Annotated in this window: 19 protein-coding genes; 14 read left to right on the forward strand and 5 right to left on the reverse strand. The window is 71.6% G+C overall.

The features are described from left to right. Positions 1-242: 242 nt before the first annotated feature. Positions 243-842 carry an EF-hand domain-containing protein gene (locus OCJ37_RS14675; RefSeq protein WP_263110456.1) on the reverse strand — a complete coding sequence of 200 codons (600 nt, stop codon included), beginning with the start codon at positions 840-842 and terminating at the stop codon, positions 243-245. Positions 843-979: 137 nt separating this feature from the next. On the opposite strand from OCJ37_RS14675, the gene OCJ37_RS14680 reads away from it, so the two are divergent. The 7 genes from OCJ37_RS14680 (at position 980) to OCJ37_RS14710 (ending at position 6232) form a co-directional block, all read left to right on the forward strand. Beyond that, positions 980-1819, forward strand: coding sequence for an arginyltransferase (locus OCJ37_RS14680; RefSeq protein ID WP_263110457.1), 840 nt, complete (start codon positions 980-982; stop codon positions 1817-1819). Between the two features lie 111 nt (positions 1820-1930). Next, positions 1931-3163, forward strand: a complete 1233-nt coding sequence (locus tag OCJ37_RS14685; RefSeq protein WP_263110458.1) for an endonuclease/exonuclease/phosphatase family protein — start codon at positions 1931-1933, stop codon at positions 3161-3163. A gap of 150 nt (positions 3164-3313) precedes the next feature. After that, the gene (locus OCJ37_RS14690; RefSeq protein ID WP_317633194.1) at positions 3314-3697 is read left to right on the forward strand and encodes a roadblock/LC7 domain-containing protein; all 384 of its coding nucleotides are present in this window, start codon (positions 3314-3316) and stop codon (positions 3695-3697) included. A 12-nt stretch (positions 3698-3709) separates the two neighbouring features. Beyond that, the gene (locus OCJ37_RS14695) at positions 3710-4210 is read left to right on the forward strand and encodes a PAS domain-containing protein (protein WP_263110460.1); all 501 of its coding nucleotides are present in this window, start codon (positions 3710-3712) and stop codon (positions 4208-4210) included. Continuing rightward, positions 4207-4962: a PhnD/SsuA/transferrin family substrate-binding protein gene (locus OCJ37_RS14700; RefSeq protein WP_263110461.1), complete on the forward strand. Its 756-nt coding sequence runs from the start codon at positions 4207-4209 to the stop codon at positions 4960-4962. The genes OCJ37_RS14695 and OCJ37_RS14700 overlap by 4 nt, the downstream gene beginning before the upstream one ends. Before the next feature lie 8 nt (positions 4963-4970). Then, on the forward strand, positions 4971-5615 hold the full coding sequence (locus OCJ37_RS14705) for a hypothetical protein (RefSeq protein WP_263110462.1): 645 nt from the start codon (positions 4971-4973) through the stop codon (positions 5613-5615). After that, positions 5612-6232 (forward strand): hypothetical protein, encoded by a 621-nt coding sequence (locus tag OCJ37_RS14710; protein WP_263110463.1) that lies wholly within the window; start codon positions 5612-5614, stop codon positions 6230-6232. The genes OCJ37_RS14705 and OCJ37_RS14710 overlap by 4 nt, the downstream gene beginning before the upstream one ends. A gap of 43 nt (positions 6233-6275) precedes the next feature. On the opposite strand, the gene purT is transcribed toward OCJ37_RS14710, so the two are convergent. After that, complete coding sequence (purT, locus tag OCJ37_RS14715; RefSeq protein ID WP_263110464.1) at positions 6276-7463, reverse strand: formate-dependent phosphoribosylglycinamide formyltransferase; 1188 nt, start codon at positions 7461-7463, stop codon at positions 6276-6278. Positions 7464-7594: 131 nt separating this feature from the next. Between purT and OCJ37_RS14720 the strand changes: the two genes are divergently transcribed. From OCJ37_RS14720 to OCJ37_RS14750, 7 genes are read left to right on the forward strand one after another with little or no spacing between them, the layout of a single operon-like run. Further along, positions 7595-8479, forward strand: a complete 885-nt coding sequence (locus tag OCJ37_RS14720; protein ID WP_263110465.1) for an SPFH domain-containing protein — start codon at positions 7595-7597, stop codon at positions 8477-8479. A gap of 58 nt (positions 8480-8537) precedes the next feature. After that, a complete protein-coding gene (locus OCJ37_RS14725) occupies positions 8538-8717 on the forward strand; it encodes a type II toxin-antitoxin system antitoxin (RefSeq protein WP_263110466.1) in 180 nt (59 codons plus the stop codon). After that, positions 8714-8893, forward strand: coding sequence for a DUF4177 domain-containing protein (locus OCJ37_RS14730; protein ID WP_263110467.1), 180 nt, complete (start codon positions 8714-8716; stop codon positions 8891-8893). The genes OCJ37_RS14725 and OCJ37_RS14730 overlap by 4 nt, the downstream gene beginning before the upstream one ends. A 60-nt stretch (positions 8894-8953) precedes the next feature. Next, positions 8954-9511 carry a PH domain-containing protein gene (locus tag OCJ37_RS14735; RefSeq protein ID WP_263110468.1) on the forward strand — a complete coding sequence of 186 codons (558 nt, stop codon included), beginning with the start codon at positions 8954-8956 and terminating at the stop codon, positions 9509-9511. A gap of 15 nt (positions 9512-9526) precedes the next feature. Next, complete coding sequence (locus OCJ37_RS14740; RefSeq protein ID WP_263110469.1) at positions 9527-10333, forward strand: M15 family metallopeptidase; 807 nt, start codon at positions 9527-9529, stop codon at positions 10331-10333. Next, complete coding sequence (locus OCJ37_RS14745; protein WP_263110470.1) at positions 10330-10899, forward strand: hypothetical protein; 570 nt, start codon at positions 10330-10332, stop codon at positions 10897-10899. The genes OCJ37_RS14740 and OCJ37_RS14745 overlap by 4 nt, the downstream gene beginning before the upstream one ends. A 39-nt stretch (positions 10900-10938) precedes the next feature. Further along, a complete protein-coding gene (locus tag OCJ37_RS14750; RefSeq protein WP_263110471.1) occupies positions 10939-12375 on the forward strand; it encodes an FAD-binding oxidoreductase in 1437 nt (478 codons plus the stop codon). A gap of 163 nt (positions 12376-12538) precedes the next feature. Here OCJ37_RS14750 and OCJ37_RS14755 read toward each other — a convergent pair whose 3' ends face one another. The 3 genes from OCJ37_RS14755 to OCJ37_RS14765 all read right to left on the reverse strand — a co-directional run bounded on the left by OCJ37_RS14755 (position 12539) and on the right by OCJ37_RS14765 (position 14859). After that, on the reverse strand, positions 12539-13219 hold the full coding sequence (locus tag OCJ37_RS14755) for a DNA-3-methyladenine glycosylase family protein (RefSeq protein ID WP_263110472.1): 681 nt from the start codon (positions 13217-13219) through the stop codon (positions 12539-12541). A gap of 4 nt (positions 13220-13223) precedes the next feature. Then, a complete protein-coding gene (locus OCJ37_RS14760; RefSeq protein ID WP_263110473.1) occupies positions 13224-13595 on the reverse strand; it encodes a DUF423 domain-containing protein in 372 nt (123 codons plus the stop codon). Between the two features lie 97 nt (positions 13596-13692). Further along, positions 13693-14859 (reverse strand): polyketide cyclase, encoded by a 1167-nt coding sequence (locus OCJ37_RS14765; protein ID WP_263110474.1) that lies wholly within the window; start codon positions 14857-14859, stop codon positions 13693-13695. Between the last annotated feature and the right edge of the window lie 160 nt (positions 14860-15019).

A 15019-nucleotide genomic window follows, 5' to 3' on the forward strand; every position in this document is an offset into this window, starting at 1 on the left:
GTCGCGGTTGAAACCGCTCCTACAAACGCGCGCTGAACTGGCTGGTGCACTGCTGGAGCGGCTTCACCTCCGACAGCCGCCGAAGCCGCTATCCCGCAGCCGCGGGATGTGTTCGCCAGCGTTGGTTGTGGCTGGCGCGCGCAAGCGACTCCGGATGCGTTCCGGTACCCGGCAATAAAAACGCCCCTGCGCATTGCGGCGCAGGGGCGGTGTCGATCGGCGCCTTGTTGCGGGTGGAGCGGTCAGTTCGCGTCGGGTGCGCCCGGCGCCGGCTTCGCGCCCGGCTTGTGGCCAGGCATCCGGTCCGGCTTGTGCATCCGCATGGACTGCGCGGCATCGAACTCGGCGCGGCTGAGCATGCCGTCCTTGTTGGTGTCGGCCTTGGCGAACCATTCGTCGCGATGCTGCTTGGCGCGCAGCTCGAAATCGGCGCGGTCGACGAAGCCGTCCTTGTTCGCGTCCATCTTGTCGAAGCGCTCGGCGAACTTCGGATCGGCCTTGGCTTCTTCGCGGCTGATGCGGCCGTCCTTGTTGGTGTCCAGCTTGGCCAGCAGCGCGCCATGCCCGCCGCGCTCGCCACGGCGGCCGTGGCGCGGGAATTCGTCGGGGGTCAGCTTGCCGTCGTGGTTCTTGTCCAGCGCATCGAAGTGCTCGGCCAGGCGCGGGTTGGCCGCGGCCTCGCTGCGATCGACGACGCCGTCGCCGTTCTTGTCGAGCTTGGCGAAGCCGCCGGCATCGGCCGGCGCGGCCGGGCCCGACGGCGGCGGCGGGTTGGCGGCATAGGCGCCGCCGGACAGCACGGCGAGCATGGCCAGGGCGAGCAGCGGATTGCGATGATTCATGGAAAACTCCCTGAGGGAAAGCTAAGGAACGGTGCCGGCTCAACAGGCGCGTCCGGCATCACCAGCGCAGAACGCCCGGACCGCGACGCGGGCCGGCGCAGCGGCGCCTTCACTGCAATCAACGCCCCGCTGCCGGCGTGGTTGACCCGCGCCCGGGCGCATTCATGCGGCGGACAGTCGCGGCCGCTGCGATCGCGAAGCGCTATGCTCCTCGCATGGCCATCCATACCGACGTCAGCGACGACCTGCGGCTGTTCCAGACCGGCCAGCACGCGTGCGGCTACTGGCCCGAACGGCAGGCGCGCGACCTGGTGCTGGACCCGCACGACCCGCGCCTGGGCGCGCTGTATCCGCTGGCGCTGAGCTGGGGCTTCCGGCGTTCCGGCGACCTGGTCTACCGGCCGCATTGCGACCACTGCCGCGCCTGCGTGGCGGTGCGCATCCCGGTCGCCGAGTTCGTGCCCGACCGCAGCCAGCGCCGCTGCCTGGCGCGCAATGCCGACATCGACATGCGCATCGTCGCCGCCGAACGCAGCGAGGAACAATTGGCCCTGTACCAGCGCTACCTGCGCATGCGCCACCCCGGCGGCGGCATGGACGAACACGGCGCGCACGAGTTCGACCAGTTCCTGATCGGCCGCTGGTCGCACGGGCGTTTCCTGGAAATGCGCCAGAAGACCGCGGACGGGCAGCGCGGCCCGCTGCTCGGCGTGGCGGTGACCGACATCGCCGAACAGGCGCTGTCGGCGGTCTACACCTTCTACGATCCCGACGCCGCCGGGCGCGGTCTGGGCACGCTGGCGATCCTGCACCAGATCGAATGGGCCAGGCGCGAAGGCCTGAGCCACCTGTACCTGGGCTACTGGATCCGCGGCCACCAGAAGATGGACTACAAGCGCCGCTTCCGGCCGCTGCAGGCCTACGACGGGCGCAGCTGGCGCGCGTTCGACGACTACGCCGGCCGCCTCGGCGACTGAGCGCGGCGGCGCGCCCGCACGCGCCCTCCCCTGGCCCGCACCGCTCGGCAAGCGACCGCCCGCCGCCGCGACGCCATCGTTCGGACATGCGCCGCATGCGAAACTGCGCGCATGAACCCACGTGCCCTGTTGCTTGCCCTGACCCTGCTGTGCGGCGCCTGCGCGCACACCGGGCCCACCCCGACCGCCACCACCGCCGCACCCGCCGCGCCTGCGACTGCGACTGCGACGCTGCGCCTGGCCACCTACAACACCTCGCTGTACTCGGACGAGGACGGCGGCCTGATCGCCGAACTGCAGGGCGACAGCGCGCACGCGCGCAAGATCGCCGCGGTGCTGCAGCAGGTGCGCCCGGACCTGGTGCTGCTCAACGAGTTCGACTACGACGAGGCGCACCGCGCCGCCGACCTGTTCCAGCAGCGCTACCTGGAAGTGGCCCAGCCCGGCGGCGGCGCCGCGCTGCGCTATCCCTACCGCTACCTGGCGGCGGTGAACACCGGCGTGCCCAGCGGCCTGGACCTGGACAACGACGGCAGCGTCGGCGGCGCCGGCCGCGCGCGCGGCAACGACGCCTGGGGCTACGGCCTGCATCCCGGCCAGTACGGCATGCTGCTGCTGTCCAAATACCCGATCGACGCCGACGCGGTGCGCAGTTTCCGCCTGCTGAAGTGGAGCGCGATGCCCGACGCGCTGCGGCCGACCGATCCGGCCAGCGGCCGCGCGTTCTACCGCGACGCGATCTGGGCGCAGCTGCGGCTGTCGTCGAAGTCGCATTGGGACGTGCCGGTGCGCACGCCGCTGGGCGTGGTGCACGCGCTGGTCGCGCACCCCACCCCGCCGGTGTTCGACGGCGCGGAGAAACGCAACGCGGCGCGCAACCACGACGAGCTGAGGCTGTGGCGCGAGTACCTCGGCGGCACCGGCACCGCGTCCTGGCTGTGCGACGACGCCGGCCGTTGCGGCGGCCTGGCCGCCGACGCGCGCTTCGTGATCCTCGGCGATCTCAACAACGATCCGGTCGACGGCGACGGCCGCCACGACGCCATTCGAGAACTGATCGAGCACCCGCGCGTGCTGCGCTACCCGACCCCGCGCAGCGCCGGCGGCGAGGAAACCGCGCGCGCCTATGCCGCCCAGGGCATCGCCCGCCGCGGCTCGCCGGCGCAGGTCACCGGCGATTTCGGCCCCAAGGCCGGCGCGATGCGGCTGGACTACGTGCTGCCGTCGGTCGGTTTCCGCTACCTGGACAGCGGCGTGTTCTGGCCGGCCTCCAGCGCTCCGGCCGCGGCGATCGCCGACGGCAGCGACCATCATCTGGTGTGGGTGGATGTTGGGGGGCCGTGATTCGGGATTCGGGATTGGGGGTTCGTGCCGCTGGCGGGCAGGCGGCGCCTGAGCTGACCCGGGCCGGCGCGAATCCAGCGCCCCGGCCTTGATCCAGATCAAGGGCAAGCGCGCGCAAACGCTATCCAATGCATCCCGCACCCCGTCGGGATGCGTCACCGGATAGCGAGCATGCGAACGCAACAGCTGCAACAGGCGCTGGAGGGACTCAACGGCGCCACCGCCGACATCGAGGCCTCGGCGCTGATCTCCCTGGATGGCCTGATGATCGCCTCGGCGATGCCGCAGGGCATGGACGAGGACCGCGTCGGCGCGATGTCCGCGGCGCTGCTGGCGCTGGGCGAGCGCAGCGCGCGCGAGCTGGCGCGCGGGCCGCTGGAACGGGTGCTGATCCAGGGCGACCTCGGCTACGTGATCATGAGCGCGGCCGGGCGCGAGGCGGTGCTGACCGTGCTGGCCAAGCCCAGCGCCAAGCTCGGCCTGGTGTTCCTGGACATCAAGCGCGCCGCCCAGGCGCTGCAGCAGATCCTCTAGGAGCGCACCGCCATGCCGCTGCCGCCGATGGATCCGCCGCACGAACCGCACCGCAGCGCCGAGCTGCGCTACCACGACGGCAACCGCCGCCGGGTGTACTGGAGCGAACGCGAGGTGCCCTACCCCGACGGGCGCCTGATCGTCTCGCGCACCGACCTGGACGGCGTCATCACCCATGCCAACGACGCCTTCGTCGAACTCAGCGGCTGGCCGCGAGAGGCGCTGATCGGCGCGCCGCACTGCATCCTGCGCCATCCGGACATGCCCAGGCGCGCGTTCGCCGACCTGTGGGACACGGTGCTGGGCGGCGAGAAATGGCACGGCTACGTCAAGAACCTGCGCCGCGACGGCGCCTGCTACTGGGTCTACGCCACCGCGCTGCCGAACGTGCGCAACGGCAAGGTGGTCGGCTTCACCTCGGTGCGGCGCAAGCCCTCGCGGCGCCGGATCGAGGCGCTGCAACCGCTGTACGCGCAGTGGCTGCAGGACGAACGCGCGGAGAGCCCGGCATGAGCCTGGATTTCCTGGTCGCGCCGGACTTCGCGCCGGAGAACTTCGGCGGCTGGTACCTGCTCAGCACTGCGCTGCAGCGCCGCGCAGGCGTCCGCCTGCACCTGCTGATGCCGGCCGACGCCGCCGAGCAGAAACGATGGCTGGACCATGGCGAGATCGATCTGGTGTATGCGAGCCCGTTCGACGCCAGCCACCTGATCCGCGCGCGTGGCTACCTGCCGCTGGCGCGTCCGCGTGGCCGCGCCGACGAAGTGGTGATCGCCACCGCCGCGGACGCGCCGGCGCACTGCATCGAAGACCTGGCCTACGGCTGCCGCATCGCGCTGACCGACAACCACGACGTGCGCCTGATCGCGCTGCGCCTGCTGGAGCCGGCCGACCTCGATCCGGAACGCATCGCCTGGCGGCCGGCCAGCAGCTACGCCGCGGTGGCGCGGCTGCTGCTGGAAGGCGAAGCCGATGCCGGCCTGTTCCTGGCCGACGCCTACCGCCGCCTGTCGCGGCTGACCCGCGAGCGGCTGCGGCCGCTGGTGGAGAGCGCGCTGTGCGACATCGGCCACGTGCTGTTGGCGCATCCACGCGTCGCCGCGCAGCTGCCCGCGCTGCAGGCGCAGTTGCTGGCGCTGGGCGATGCCGCGCACCGCGAGGACCAGACGCTGCTCGACGCGCTCGGGCTGGAGCAGGGCTTCGAGGCGATGGGCATGGAGGACGCGGAATTCATGATCGACCTGATCGACACCCTGCTGGATTGAGCACCGCCATGGCCAACCGTGTTGTTCCCGATCCGGCCCGCTTGGTGATGCGCACCCACGCGCGCGCGCTGCTGCGCGATCCGCGCGACGCCGCCGCGCACCTGGCGCGCCTGCATGCGGCGCTGCAGTTGCGCGACAACGAGCCGGCGCAGGGCGTGCTCGCCGACCTGTTCGTGGCGCTGCCGCGGCACGATGCGGCGTTGCGCCAGGTGGCGCTGCAGATGGCGGCCGCGCATCTGGCCCCGCACGTGGCCGAAGCCTTCCAGCGCCACAGCCAAGGCCATGCGCTGCTGCCGATCAATGCCCTGGCCACGCGCTGGAGCGTGCTGGCACGGCCGTCCGCCGATGTGCCGGCGCGGGTGCGCCGGGCCAGCCCCGACCATTCGCGGCGCATGGTGCGCGAGGTGGTGGAGGCGCTGTGCGACGGCGCGCCGCTGACCGCGGCGCGCTGCGAGCGCGAGTTCCTCGACTACTGCATCAGTTGCCAGGACAAGCTCGCCTTCATGCTCGCCAGCCGCGAACTGCGCCGCCACGCGCTCGCCCTGGGCGACCGCTGGGACCGTACCGCGCGCTGGCTGCAACAGCGCGATCTGCTCGGCGGCCGCAGCGTCGGCGCCGAACTGCCCCTTTCCAACGCAGGCCAGCGGCCATGAACGACGAAGATCCCCTCTGGCTGATGCCCACGCCGCATGGCGTGCTGCATGGCTTCGCCAGCGCCGCGCCGGACCGCATGCAGCGCGCGTTGCAACTGCTGCTCAGCGCGCACGGCGCCTTGTCGCTGCCGGAGTGGCGCACGCGCGTGGAGGGCGACGCGCAGCGCCTGCTGGCCGAGGCGCGCGAGCGGCAGTGGATCCAGTTGCTGCGTCGCCCGGTGCCCGGCCCGGAGATCCGCCTGGACGATTTCGCCCAGCACGTGATCGCGCCGCTGTCGGCCGAACGCCGCGCGGTGCTCGCCTCCGACGGCGGCTTCTGCCTGGGCCAGTCCGGGCTGCGCCAGGACGAGGCCGACACGCTGAGCGTGGCCGCGGCCGATTTCTCCGGTTTCGCGCAGCGGCAGAGCGCCCGCGGCTGGAGCGGGGCGCAAGGCTACGTGTCGTTCTACAGCGAACCGCAGCTGCTGCTGCCGGACTGGTCGTTCGTCCCGTTCTGGGTGGATGGCGCCGGCTATTGGCTGATCCTCGGCGGCGAGGCGCTGCTCAACAACCTGGCGATGGTGGAACTGGTGTGGAGCATCCGCCTGGCGGCGGCACGGTTCGCGCCACCGGGGTGAAGAGCAGCGATTGGGGGATTGGGGATTCGGAAAGGCTGCGCGCTCAGACCTTCAGCTCAATGCTCAGCGCGGCGGCGGCGTCGCGGGCGGTCTGCCGCGCTTCGTCGATGCTGGCGCCGCGCGCCAGGGTCACGCCGACGCGGCGGTGGCCGTGCACGCTGGGCTTGCCGAACAGGCGCAGCGCGGTGTCCGGGGCCTGCAGCGCGGCGGCGACGTTGCCGAACAGCGGCACGCCTTCGCCATGCGCCAGCAGCGCGCAGGAGGCCGACGGCCCGCTCTGCCGGATGACCGGGATCGGCAGGCCCAGGATCGCGCGCGCGTGCAGCGCGAACTCGCTCAGTTCCTGCGAGACCAGGGTGACCAGACCGGTGTCGTGCGGCCGCGGCGACACCTCGCTGAACCACACCGCATCGCCCTTGACGAACAGTTCCACGCCGAACAGGCCCCAGCCGCCGAGGTCGTCGGTGACTGCGCGCGCGATGTCCTGCGCGCGCTGCAGCGCCAGCGCCGACATCGGCTGCGGCTGCCAGCTCTCGCGGTAGTCGCCGTCCTTCTGCCAGTGCCCGATCGGGTCGCAGAACGACGTGCCGCCGGCATGGCGCACGGTCAGCAGGGTGATCTCGTAGTCGAAGTCGATGAAGCCCTCGACGATGCAGCGGCCGGCGCCGGCGCGGCCGCCGGTCTGCGCGTATTCCCAGGCCGCGTCGATGTCCGCCTCGCTGCGCAGCGTGCTCTGGCCCTTGCCCGAGGACGACATCACCGGCTTGACCACGCACGGCAGGCCGACCGCGGCGATCGCGGCGCGGTATTCCTCCGGCGTGTCGACGAAGCGGTACGGCGAGGTCGGCAGGCCCAGCGTCTCGGCGGCCAGGCGGCGGATGCCTTCGCGGTCCATGGTCAGCCGCGCCGCGCGCGCGGTCGGGATCACCCGCTGGCCGTGGTCGCGCTCCAGCGCCACCAGCGTCTCGGTGTGGATCGCCTCGATCTCCGGCACGATCAGGTGCGGCTGCTCGCGCGCGATCAGCTCGCGCAGCGCCATCGCGTCGAGCATGTCCAGCACGTGCGAGCGGTGCGCGACCTGCATCGCCGGCGCATCGGCATAGCGGTCGGCGGCGATCACCTCCACGCCGAAGCGCTGCAGCTCGAGCGCCACTTCCTTGCCCAGTTCGCCCGAGCCCAGCAGCAGCACGCGGGTGGCGGAAGCGGACAGCGGGGTTCCCAGGGTGGTCATGGCGGCGGTGCCTGCACGGAAAGAGGGGCGCCATTCTAACGGCCCGGGGGGGCGCCCCATCGCACGCGGCACCCTCTTGCAAACCGATATCAAAGTGATATCTTTCCATCACACACTTGGGGGACACCGCCATGAAAGAACGCATGCTTCGCTCGCTACCCGGCATTCCGCTCCTGCTCGGCGTCCTGGCGCTGGCCGGGGTGGCGCTGTGGCTGTTCGTGGTCGGCATCATCAAGGACCCGGCCACCGGCGGGCCGACCTCGCTGCCGCTGGCGCTGCTGGCCCTGCTGCTCGGCGCCGCGGCCCTGCTCGGCCTGTGCGGCCTGTATACGGTGCAGCCGAACCAGGCCGCGGTGCTGAGCCTGTTCGGCAAGTACGTGGGCACGGTGAAGGACAACGGCCTGCGCTGGAACAACCCCTTCTATTCGAAGAAGAAGGTCAGCCAGCGCGTGCGCAACTTCGAGAGCGGCCGGCTCAAGGTCAACGAACTGGACGGCAGCCCGATCGAGATCGCCGCGGTAATCGTGTGGCAGGTGATCGATGCGTCCGAGGCGGTGTACAACGTCGACGACTACGAGAGCTTCGTGCACATCCAGTCCGAATCGGCGCTGCGCGCGATGGCCACCAGCTACCCCTACGACCAGCACGAGGACAGCCAGATCTCGCTGCGCAGCCATCCGGTCGAGATCAGCGAGCAGCTCAAGCGCCACCTCGACGAGCGCCTGACCCAGGCCGGCGTGGACGTGATCGAAGCGCGCATCAGCCACCTCGCCTACGCGCCGGAGATCGCCCAGGCGATGCTGCAGCGACAGCAGGCCAACGCGGTGATCGCCGCGCGCACGCGCATCGTCGCCGGCGCGGTGGGCATGGTCGAGATGGCGCTGGCCGAACTGCAGAAGAGCGGCGTGGTGCAGCTGGACGAGGAGCGCAAGGCGCACATGGTCAGCAACCTGCTGACCGTGCTGTGCTCGGACCGCGGCGCGCAGCCGATCGTCAACGCCGGGTCGCTGTACTGATGCACCAGTTGCATTCCTTTCGCGCGGCCGCCGCCGCGCGGACGCAATGGATCCCCGCATGAGCGAGAAGAAGGCCTATCCGCTGCGCATCAACGCCGACGTGCTGACGGCGGTGCAGCGCTGGGCCGACGACGAGCTGCGCAGCCTCAACGCGCAGATCGAATACGTGTTGCGCGACGCGCTGCGCAAGGCCGGCCGGCTGCCCAAGCCCGGCGAGGACAAGGAACCCACGCCATGAGCACACGCTGGAACTACCTCACCGTCGAAGTGAAGCCCACCTTCCTCGGCGGCCTGAACACCGAACTGATCCAGGCCGAACTGGACCGGCACGGCGCGCAGGGCTGGGAACTGGTCAACGTGATCAGCGCCGCGCCGCTGCTGCCGACCCTGCTGGTGTTCAAGAAGGCGAACTGACATGCGTGCGCAGCTGATCGCCGACACCGCGCAGTGGATCGGCGCGCAGCGATGATCGCCATGGACAGGACCTCCCGCACCACGCCTGCCGCCCGCGACTACCGCGTCGCCACGCCCGGGCGCCTGCCGCTGCTGGGCCTGTGGCTGCCGCTGCTGCTCGCCGCCGGCCTGGTCGTCGCCGCCGCGCTGGCCGACGCCGGCCGCGTGCACGGCGCGCATTGGATCGCCCCGGCGTTGCTGGCGGCGACCGGCGCGTTCCTGCATGCGTTCTACCTGCGGCGGGGCATCCGATTGCATGGGCGCTGCCTGCTGGTCCGCTCCAGCATGTTCACGTCCCGCACCGACATCGCGGCGATCGACCTGGCGCGCGCGCGCGTGGTGGACCTGGCCGAACACGGCGAATTCGCGCCGGCCCGCAAGACCGTCGCCTACACATTGCCGGGCTTCAAGTCCGGCCACTTCCGGCTGCGCAACGGCACCCGCGCGTTCTGCCTGCTGACCGACGCCAGCCGGGTGCTGGCGCTGCCGCTGCGCGACGGGCGCTGGCTGCTGCTGAGTCCCGAACAGCCGCGGCAACTGCTGCAGGACCTGCAGCGGCTGGCCGCGCGCAGCGCTTAGCCCTACCCTGTGCGGATGCGCCCCGTTCCCGCCCTGCTGCTCAACACCGAATGCATCGAACTGTGGCCGGCCGCGCTGCTGCGCGCGCGCGGCAACGCCGACGCGCGCCTGCTGGCCCAGGCGACGTGGCTGCTGCGCCGCAAGCGCGACGGCCGCTATCTCGCCGTCGCTTCCGCACCCGGCCTGCATGCGCTGGTGCCGCGGCTGATGCACGAACCCGGCATCGACGCGGCGCTGGACCGCCTCGACGCCCTGCCCGCACGCCGCCAGCCGGACGACGATGCGTTGCTGCCGCTGAGCGCCCTGCACGAACGCCTGGCCAGCCTCGGCCTGGACGCCGGGGACTACGCGCGCCGCACCGGCCTGCCGATCCAGGCCGAGCCGGCGACCCTGTGCGCCGCCGGCCGCGACCGCTACCGGCGCCCGCTGTGGCTCAGTGCCGGCGCCGCGCGCGCCTGGCAGGCGCTGCAACGCGCCGCCGCGCGCGAGGGCGTGGTGCTGGAGGCGATCTCCGGCTACCGCAGCCACGACTACCAACTCGGGATCTTCGCGCGCAAGTTCGCGCGCGGGCAGAGCCTGCCGCAGATCCTGCAGGTCAACGCCGCGCCCGGCTACAGCGAGCACCACAGCGGCGACGCGCTGGACATCGGCACGCCCGGCGAGCCGCCGGCCGAGGAGAGCTTCGAACGCACCCCGGCCTTCGCCTGGCTGCGCGCGCATGCCGCCGACTTCGGCTACCGGATGAGCTATCCGCGCGACAACCCGCACGGCATCGTCTACGAGCCCTGGCATTGGCGCTGGCATGCGCAGGCGCAGGCATGAGCGGCCGGTCGCGGTTCGCCCTGCCGTGGCTGGCGCTGTGCCTGGCCCTGCCGTGGCCCGCCTCCGCGCAGTGGCACGACCGCCACGGCAAGCCGCTGCCCGACAGCGCCGAGCGCGCGCACGACAAGCAGTTCGCGGCGACGCTGCAGGTCGCCGACGAAGCGGCGTTCGCCCGCTTCGCGCAGGAGTGGGCCGAGACCGATGCCGGCCACGGCCCGCAGCTGCGCACGACCGCCCGGGTGCGCCGCGGCGAGCCGCTGCGCGTGGTCGTGCTGTATTCGGGCTGCGCGCCCAGCCCCAACAACGGCGGCGCCTGCGACGCGCAGATGCGCCTGCAGATGCTGGGACCGGACGGCCGCGTCGCGCTGCAGGAACCGATGCGGCCGCTGACCACCGGCGGCAAACCGGCCGCCGCGGGCCTGCTGGAACTGGCGCCGCTGTCGCTGCAGCTGCGCTTCGAACCGACGGACGCGCTGGGCGCCTACACCCTGCAGGCCACGCTCAACGACCCCAGCCAGGATGCCTGGGTGCGCGTGCAGACCCAGCTGGACCTGGTCGCGGATTGATGGCCCGCACCTACCGACATCACTGAGAGCGCACCGCTTATGGACGAGCACATCGACACCCGGCGTCGCGCCGCAACCGCCGCCCTGCTCGGCGCGGGCGCGGCATTGGCGCTGCCCGGATGCGGGCGCGATGCCGCCGCCGCGCCGCAGGTCGCCGACATCGCCGGCATCGACCGCACCGCGGTCGCGCGCATCGCGCGGCCGCGCAGCGTGGCCGAGGTCGCCGCGCTGCTGCGCGACAGCCGCGGCGCGGTCTCGATCGGCGGCGCGCGCTACAGCATGGGCGGGCAGATCGGCGCCGCCGGCTCGCTGCACCTGGACCTGCGCGACCTCGTCGGCCTGGTGCGCCTGGACCCGGCCGCGCAGCGCATCCGCGTGCGCAGCGGCATGCGCTGGCGCGACCTGCAGGACCTCATCGACCCGCACGACCTGGCGGTGGCGGTGATGCAGAGCTACAGCAACTTCAGCGTCGGCGGCTCGGTCGCGGTCAATTGCCATGGCCGCTATCTGCATGCCGGGCCGATCGCGCACACGGTGCAGGCCTTGCAGCTGGTCGATGCGCAGGGCCAGGTGCACGAACTCGACCGCGCCCACGATGCCGAACTGTTTGCCGCGGCGATCGGCGGCTACGGCGGGCTCGGCGTGGTCACCGAGGTGGAGCTGTCGCTGGCGCGCAACGACATGCTCGAGCGGCATGCGCAACAGGTGGCGCTGGCGGAGTATCCGGCGTTCTTCGCCGAACGCATCGCCGCCGATCCGCGCGCGGTGCTGCACAACGCCGACCTGCTGCCGCCGCGGTTCGACCGCCCGCTGGCGGTGACCTGGTCGCGCAGCGACGCCGCGCCCACCGATGCGCGCCGGCTGGTGCCGCGCGGGCAGGACTACGCGCGCGAACAGAACCTGATCTGGGCGGCCTCGGAGCTGCCGCTGGGCGGCGCGCTGCGCGAGCGCTACCAGACCCGCCCGCTGCTGCACACGCCGGCGGTGATGCGCCGCAACTGCCAGGCCAGCCTGGACGCGCGCTCGCTGGAACCGCGCACGCGGCGCATGTCCACCTACCTGCTGCAGGAATACTTCCTGCCGCTGCCGGCCTTCGCCGCGTTCGCGCGGCAGATGGGCGCGATCCTGCGCCGCCACGAGGTCAACGCGCTCAACGTCTCGATCCGCCACTCGCCCGCCGACACCGTGTCGTTGCTGCGCTGGGCGCCGCAGCCGGTGTTCTCCTTCGTGCTGTACTACAAGCAGCGCAGCGGCGCCGCGCCGGACCGGGACGCGGCGGTGTGGACCCGGCACCTGATCGACGCGGCGCTGGCGCACGGCGGCCGCTACTACCTGCCGTACCGGCTGCATGCCACGCCGCGCCAGTTCGCCGCGGCCTATCCCGAGGCCGAGGCGTTCGCGCGGATCAAGCGCCGCGTCGATCCGCAGCGGCGTTTCCGCAACCGGCTGTGGGACAAATACCTGCCGCAGGGATGACGCAGGCTCGCGAACGGGCGCGACCGATGGCCCGCTGTGCACCACGGATGCACGCCTCGCAGGAGCGGCTTCAGCCGCGACCGTGACCTTGCCAGGAGGCGACGGTCGCGGCTGAAGCCGCTCCTACAGAACGCCAGGGCCGTCTGCGCCCGCGTCCGCTGCCCTACGCCTGCGAGCGCGGCGTCGGCGCCTTGGTCATCGCCGCCAGCTCCGCGTGGGCGATGCGCCACAGGTAGAAACTCGCGTAGCTGCGGTACGGCCCCCAGCGCTCGCCGCGGGCCAGCAGCTCCTTCGGGGTCGGCGGCAGTTCCAGCCCGTCCACGCGCTGGGCGCCCTTGCGGATGGCCAGGTCGTCCACCGGCAGCAGGTCGGGGCGGCCGAGGCGGAACATCAGCATCATCTCCACCGTCCAACGGCCGATGCCGCGGATCGGCAGCAGCGCCGCCACGATCGCGTCGTGGTGCATCGTCGCCATCCGCCGCAGGCCGGGGATCTCGCCGGCCGCCTCGCGCCGCGCCAGGTCGCGCAGCGCCAGCGTCTTGTTGCCGGACACGCCGCAGGCGCGCAGGCCGGGATCGTCGATCCGCGCCAGCGTGTCGGCGTGCAAGCGGTCGCTGCCGATCGCCGCTTCGACGCGGCCGACGATGGTCCCGGCGGCCTTGCCGCTGAGTTGCTGGAACAGGATCGCGCGCGCCAGCGCATCCACCGGGTCGAACGGCTTGGCCCAGCCCGGCTGCGGCGCGATCGGGCCGATCCGGCGCATCCACGCGCCGAGCTTGCGGTCGCGCCGGCGCAGATGGTCGTAGGCGGCCTGGGTGTCGAATCCGCGCGAATATCTAGGCAACGCTCTACCGCCTCAACGCATCCAGCGCCCACAGCACCCAGCCCAGCATCAGCGTCGTGCCGCCGACCGGGGCCAGCCGGGTCGGCCAGTGCGCCAGCGCGTTGCCGGCCAGGCTGCCGGCGAACAGCAGCGTGCCCAGCAGCAACAGCGCCAGCGCGGCGCGGCCGAGCAGGCGTTCGCTGCCGCGGGCCAGCGCCGCCAGCGCCAGCCCGTGGCCGAAGGCGTACAGCGCCGCGGTCTGCAGGTGCGACTGCGCCAACGGCTCGGCCACGCCGTGCGAGGCGTAGGCGGACAAGCCGATCGCGGCAGCCGCCAGCAGGCCGCCGGCACTGGCCAGCCAGGACCGCTTGCGCGGGCGACGATCGAAATTCAGCATGGCGATGCTCCGTTGCGGCCGGTTTCCGGCCCCACAAACGAAACGCGCCGCAAGATGCGGCGCGTTTCGGGGTCACTCATCCATCCGGGCGGCTGGCTTACTTGATCGCCCAGTAGATGTCGTACGTGCCTTCCGGCGAGAACGACTTGTCCACGCCGCCCTTCCAGGCTTCGTACGGACGGTCGGTCACGTCGTAGCCGCTGGTCGCGGCCCAGGCGCGGACCGCATTGCGCGCCGCATCCAGGCCCGCCATGTGGCCGGTGTAGCCGGCGAACGCGGAGCGGTGCGCTTCGGTCCGCAGGTAGGTCACCGGCGCGCCCTGCGGGATGGTCAGCTTCAGCGGCTCGCCGCTGGCGGCGACCGGGGTGGCGTCGACCGGAGCGGCAGGCGCGGCCGCGTCGTCCTTCTTCTCTTCCGGCTTGGCGGCGGCGTCCGGCTTCGGCGCGCCACCGGCACGCTTGCGCACCGGCTGGCTCACGTCGAAGGCGTACTTGTCGGCGCCGAAGTCGGTGGTGACGATGCGCACCGGGCCGGCCGCTTCCAGGCCGTTGGCGTCCATCACCCGCTTGATCCACTCCTGGTTGTCCTTGATGGACTTCTTGATGGCCTCGTTGTCGCGGTCGATGTTGCCGGCGTTGACCACCAGCAGGTCCTCGGCCGGAACGTCGACGACCTTCAGGTCCTTCAACGGGGTTTCCTCGGCGCGGTAGTCGACGTTCGGCACGGTGGCCAGCACGTTGCTCAGCCGCGACAGGCCCAGCTTGATGTCGTCGCCCACGTGGCGGCTCACGTACAGGCCGGCATAGCGACCGAACAGGTCCCAGCCGTACTTGACCGTGTAGTCCTGGGTGATCTTGACGTTGCGGCCGCTCTTGCCGGTCGGCTCGAGCTTGAACGACGTGGTCTTGTCGGTGCCCTTGCTCTCGTCTTCGATGCCGATGACGACCTGCTTGTTCTTCTCGGTCGAGGTGATGGTCCAGCTGCCCTTGCCGATGTAGCCCTCGTTGGAGGCGTAGTCGAGACGGGCGCCGACGCCGGCTTCGGGACCGGAGAGCTTCAGTTGGATACGCGGATCGCGCAGCACCAGAGGGTTCCAGTCCTTGAACCGACGCAAGCTGTTCACCGTGTCATAGACGATGGTCATGCGCCGGTTGGTCTCGACGCTCTCGGACATGTGACGCTCCGAGGGCAGCACCACGCCCACGAGGACGAACAGGCCAGCCACGATCCCCAGTGCGATCAGGAATTCGATAATACGGGTCATTCAGGAGGTCTCCGGGGCCGATCCCACGGCCGGGTTAATGAAGCGAAGCGGCCATCCTAGCAGGCTTCGCGGCTCGTGGTCATGCAGATCGCGGCGCGGAATTCGGCACAGTGGCGAAAACCCCGCGAAGGCGCCGTGCACGGCGCCGCCGCGCGGCGCT

The sequence above is a fragment of the Xanthomonas sp. AM6 genome (genome assembly GCF_025665335.1).
GTDB lineage: Bacteria > Pseudomonadota > Gammaproteobacteria > Xanthomonadales > Xanthomonadaceae > Xanthomonas_A.

Coding starts and splice junctions, on each gene's coding strand:
- OCJ37_RS14675 (WP_263110456.1), bottom strand. CDS start 842: ATGAATCATCGCAATCCGCTGCTCGCCCTGGCCATGCTCGCCGTGCTG.
- OCJ37_RS14685 (WP_263110458.1), top strand. CDS start 1,931: ATGAACCCACGTGCCCTGTTGCTTGCCCTGACCCTGCTGTGCGGCGCC.
- OCJ37_RS14690 (WP_317633194.1), top strand. CDS start 3,314: ATGCGTCACCGGATAGCGAGCATGCGAACGCAACAGCTGCAACAGGCG.
- OCJ37_RS14695 (WP_263110460.1), top strand. CDS start 3,710: ATGCCGCTGCCGCCGATGGATCCGCCGCACGAACCGCACCGCAGCGCC.
- OCJ37_RS14700 (WP_263110461.1), top strand. CDS start 4,207: ATGAGCCTGGATTTCCTGGTCGCGCCGGACTTCGCGCCGGAGAACTTC.
- OCJ37_RS14705 (WP_263110462.1), top strand. CDS start 4,971: ATGGCCAACCGTGTTGTTCCCGATCCGGCCCGCTTGGTGATGCGCACC.
- OCJ37_RS14710 (WP_263110463.1), top strand. CDS start 5,612: ATGAACGACGAAGATCCCCTCTGGCTGATGCCCACGCCGCATGGCGTG.
- purT (WP_263110464.1), bottom strand. CDS start 7,463: ATGACCACCCTGGGAACCCCGCTGTCCGCTTCCGCCACCCGCGTGCTG.
- OCJ37_RS14720 (WP_263110465.1), top strand. CDS start 7,595: ATGAAAGAACGCATGCTTCGCTCGCTACCCGGCATTCCGCTCCTGCTC.
- OCJ37_RS14725 (WP_263110466.1), top strand. CDS start 8,538: ATGAGCGAGAAGAAGGCCTATCCGCTGCGCATCAACGCCGACGTGCTG.
- OCJ37_RS14730 (WP_263110467.1), top strand. CDS start 8,714: ATGAGCACACGCTGGAACTACCTCACCGTCGAAGTGAAGCCCACCTTC.
- OCJ37_RS14735 (WP_263110468.1), top strand. CDS start 8,954: ATGGACAGGACCTCCCGCACCACGCCTGCCGCCCGCGACTACCGCGTC.
- OCJ37_RS14740 (WP_263110469.1), top strand. CDS start 9,527: ATGCGCCCCGTTCCCGCCCTGCTGCTCAACACCGAATGCATCGAACTG.
- OCJ37_RS14745 (WP_263110470.1), top strand. CDS start 10,330: ATGAGCGGCCGGTCGCGGTTCGCCCTGCCGTGGCTGGCGCTGTGCCTG.
- OCJ37_RS14750 (WP_263110471.1), top strand. CDS start 10,939: ATGGACGAGCACATCGACACCCGGCGTCGCGCCGCAACCGCCGCCCTG.
- OCJ37_RS14760 (WP_263110473.1), bottom strand. CDS start 13,595: ATGCTGAATTTCGATCGTCGCCCGCGCAAGCGGTCCTGGCTGGCCAGT.
- OCJ37_RS14765 (WP_263110474.1), bottom strand. CDS start 14,859: ATGACCCGTATTATCGAATTCCTGATCGCACTGGGGATCGTGGCTGGC.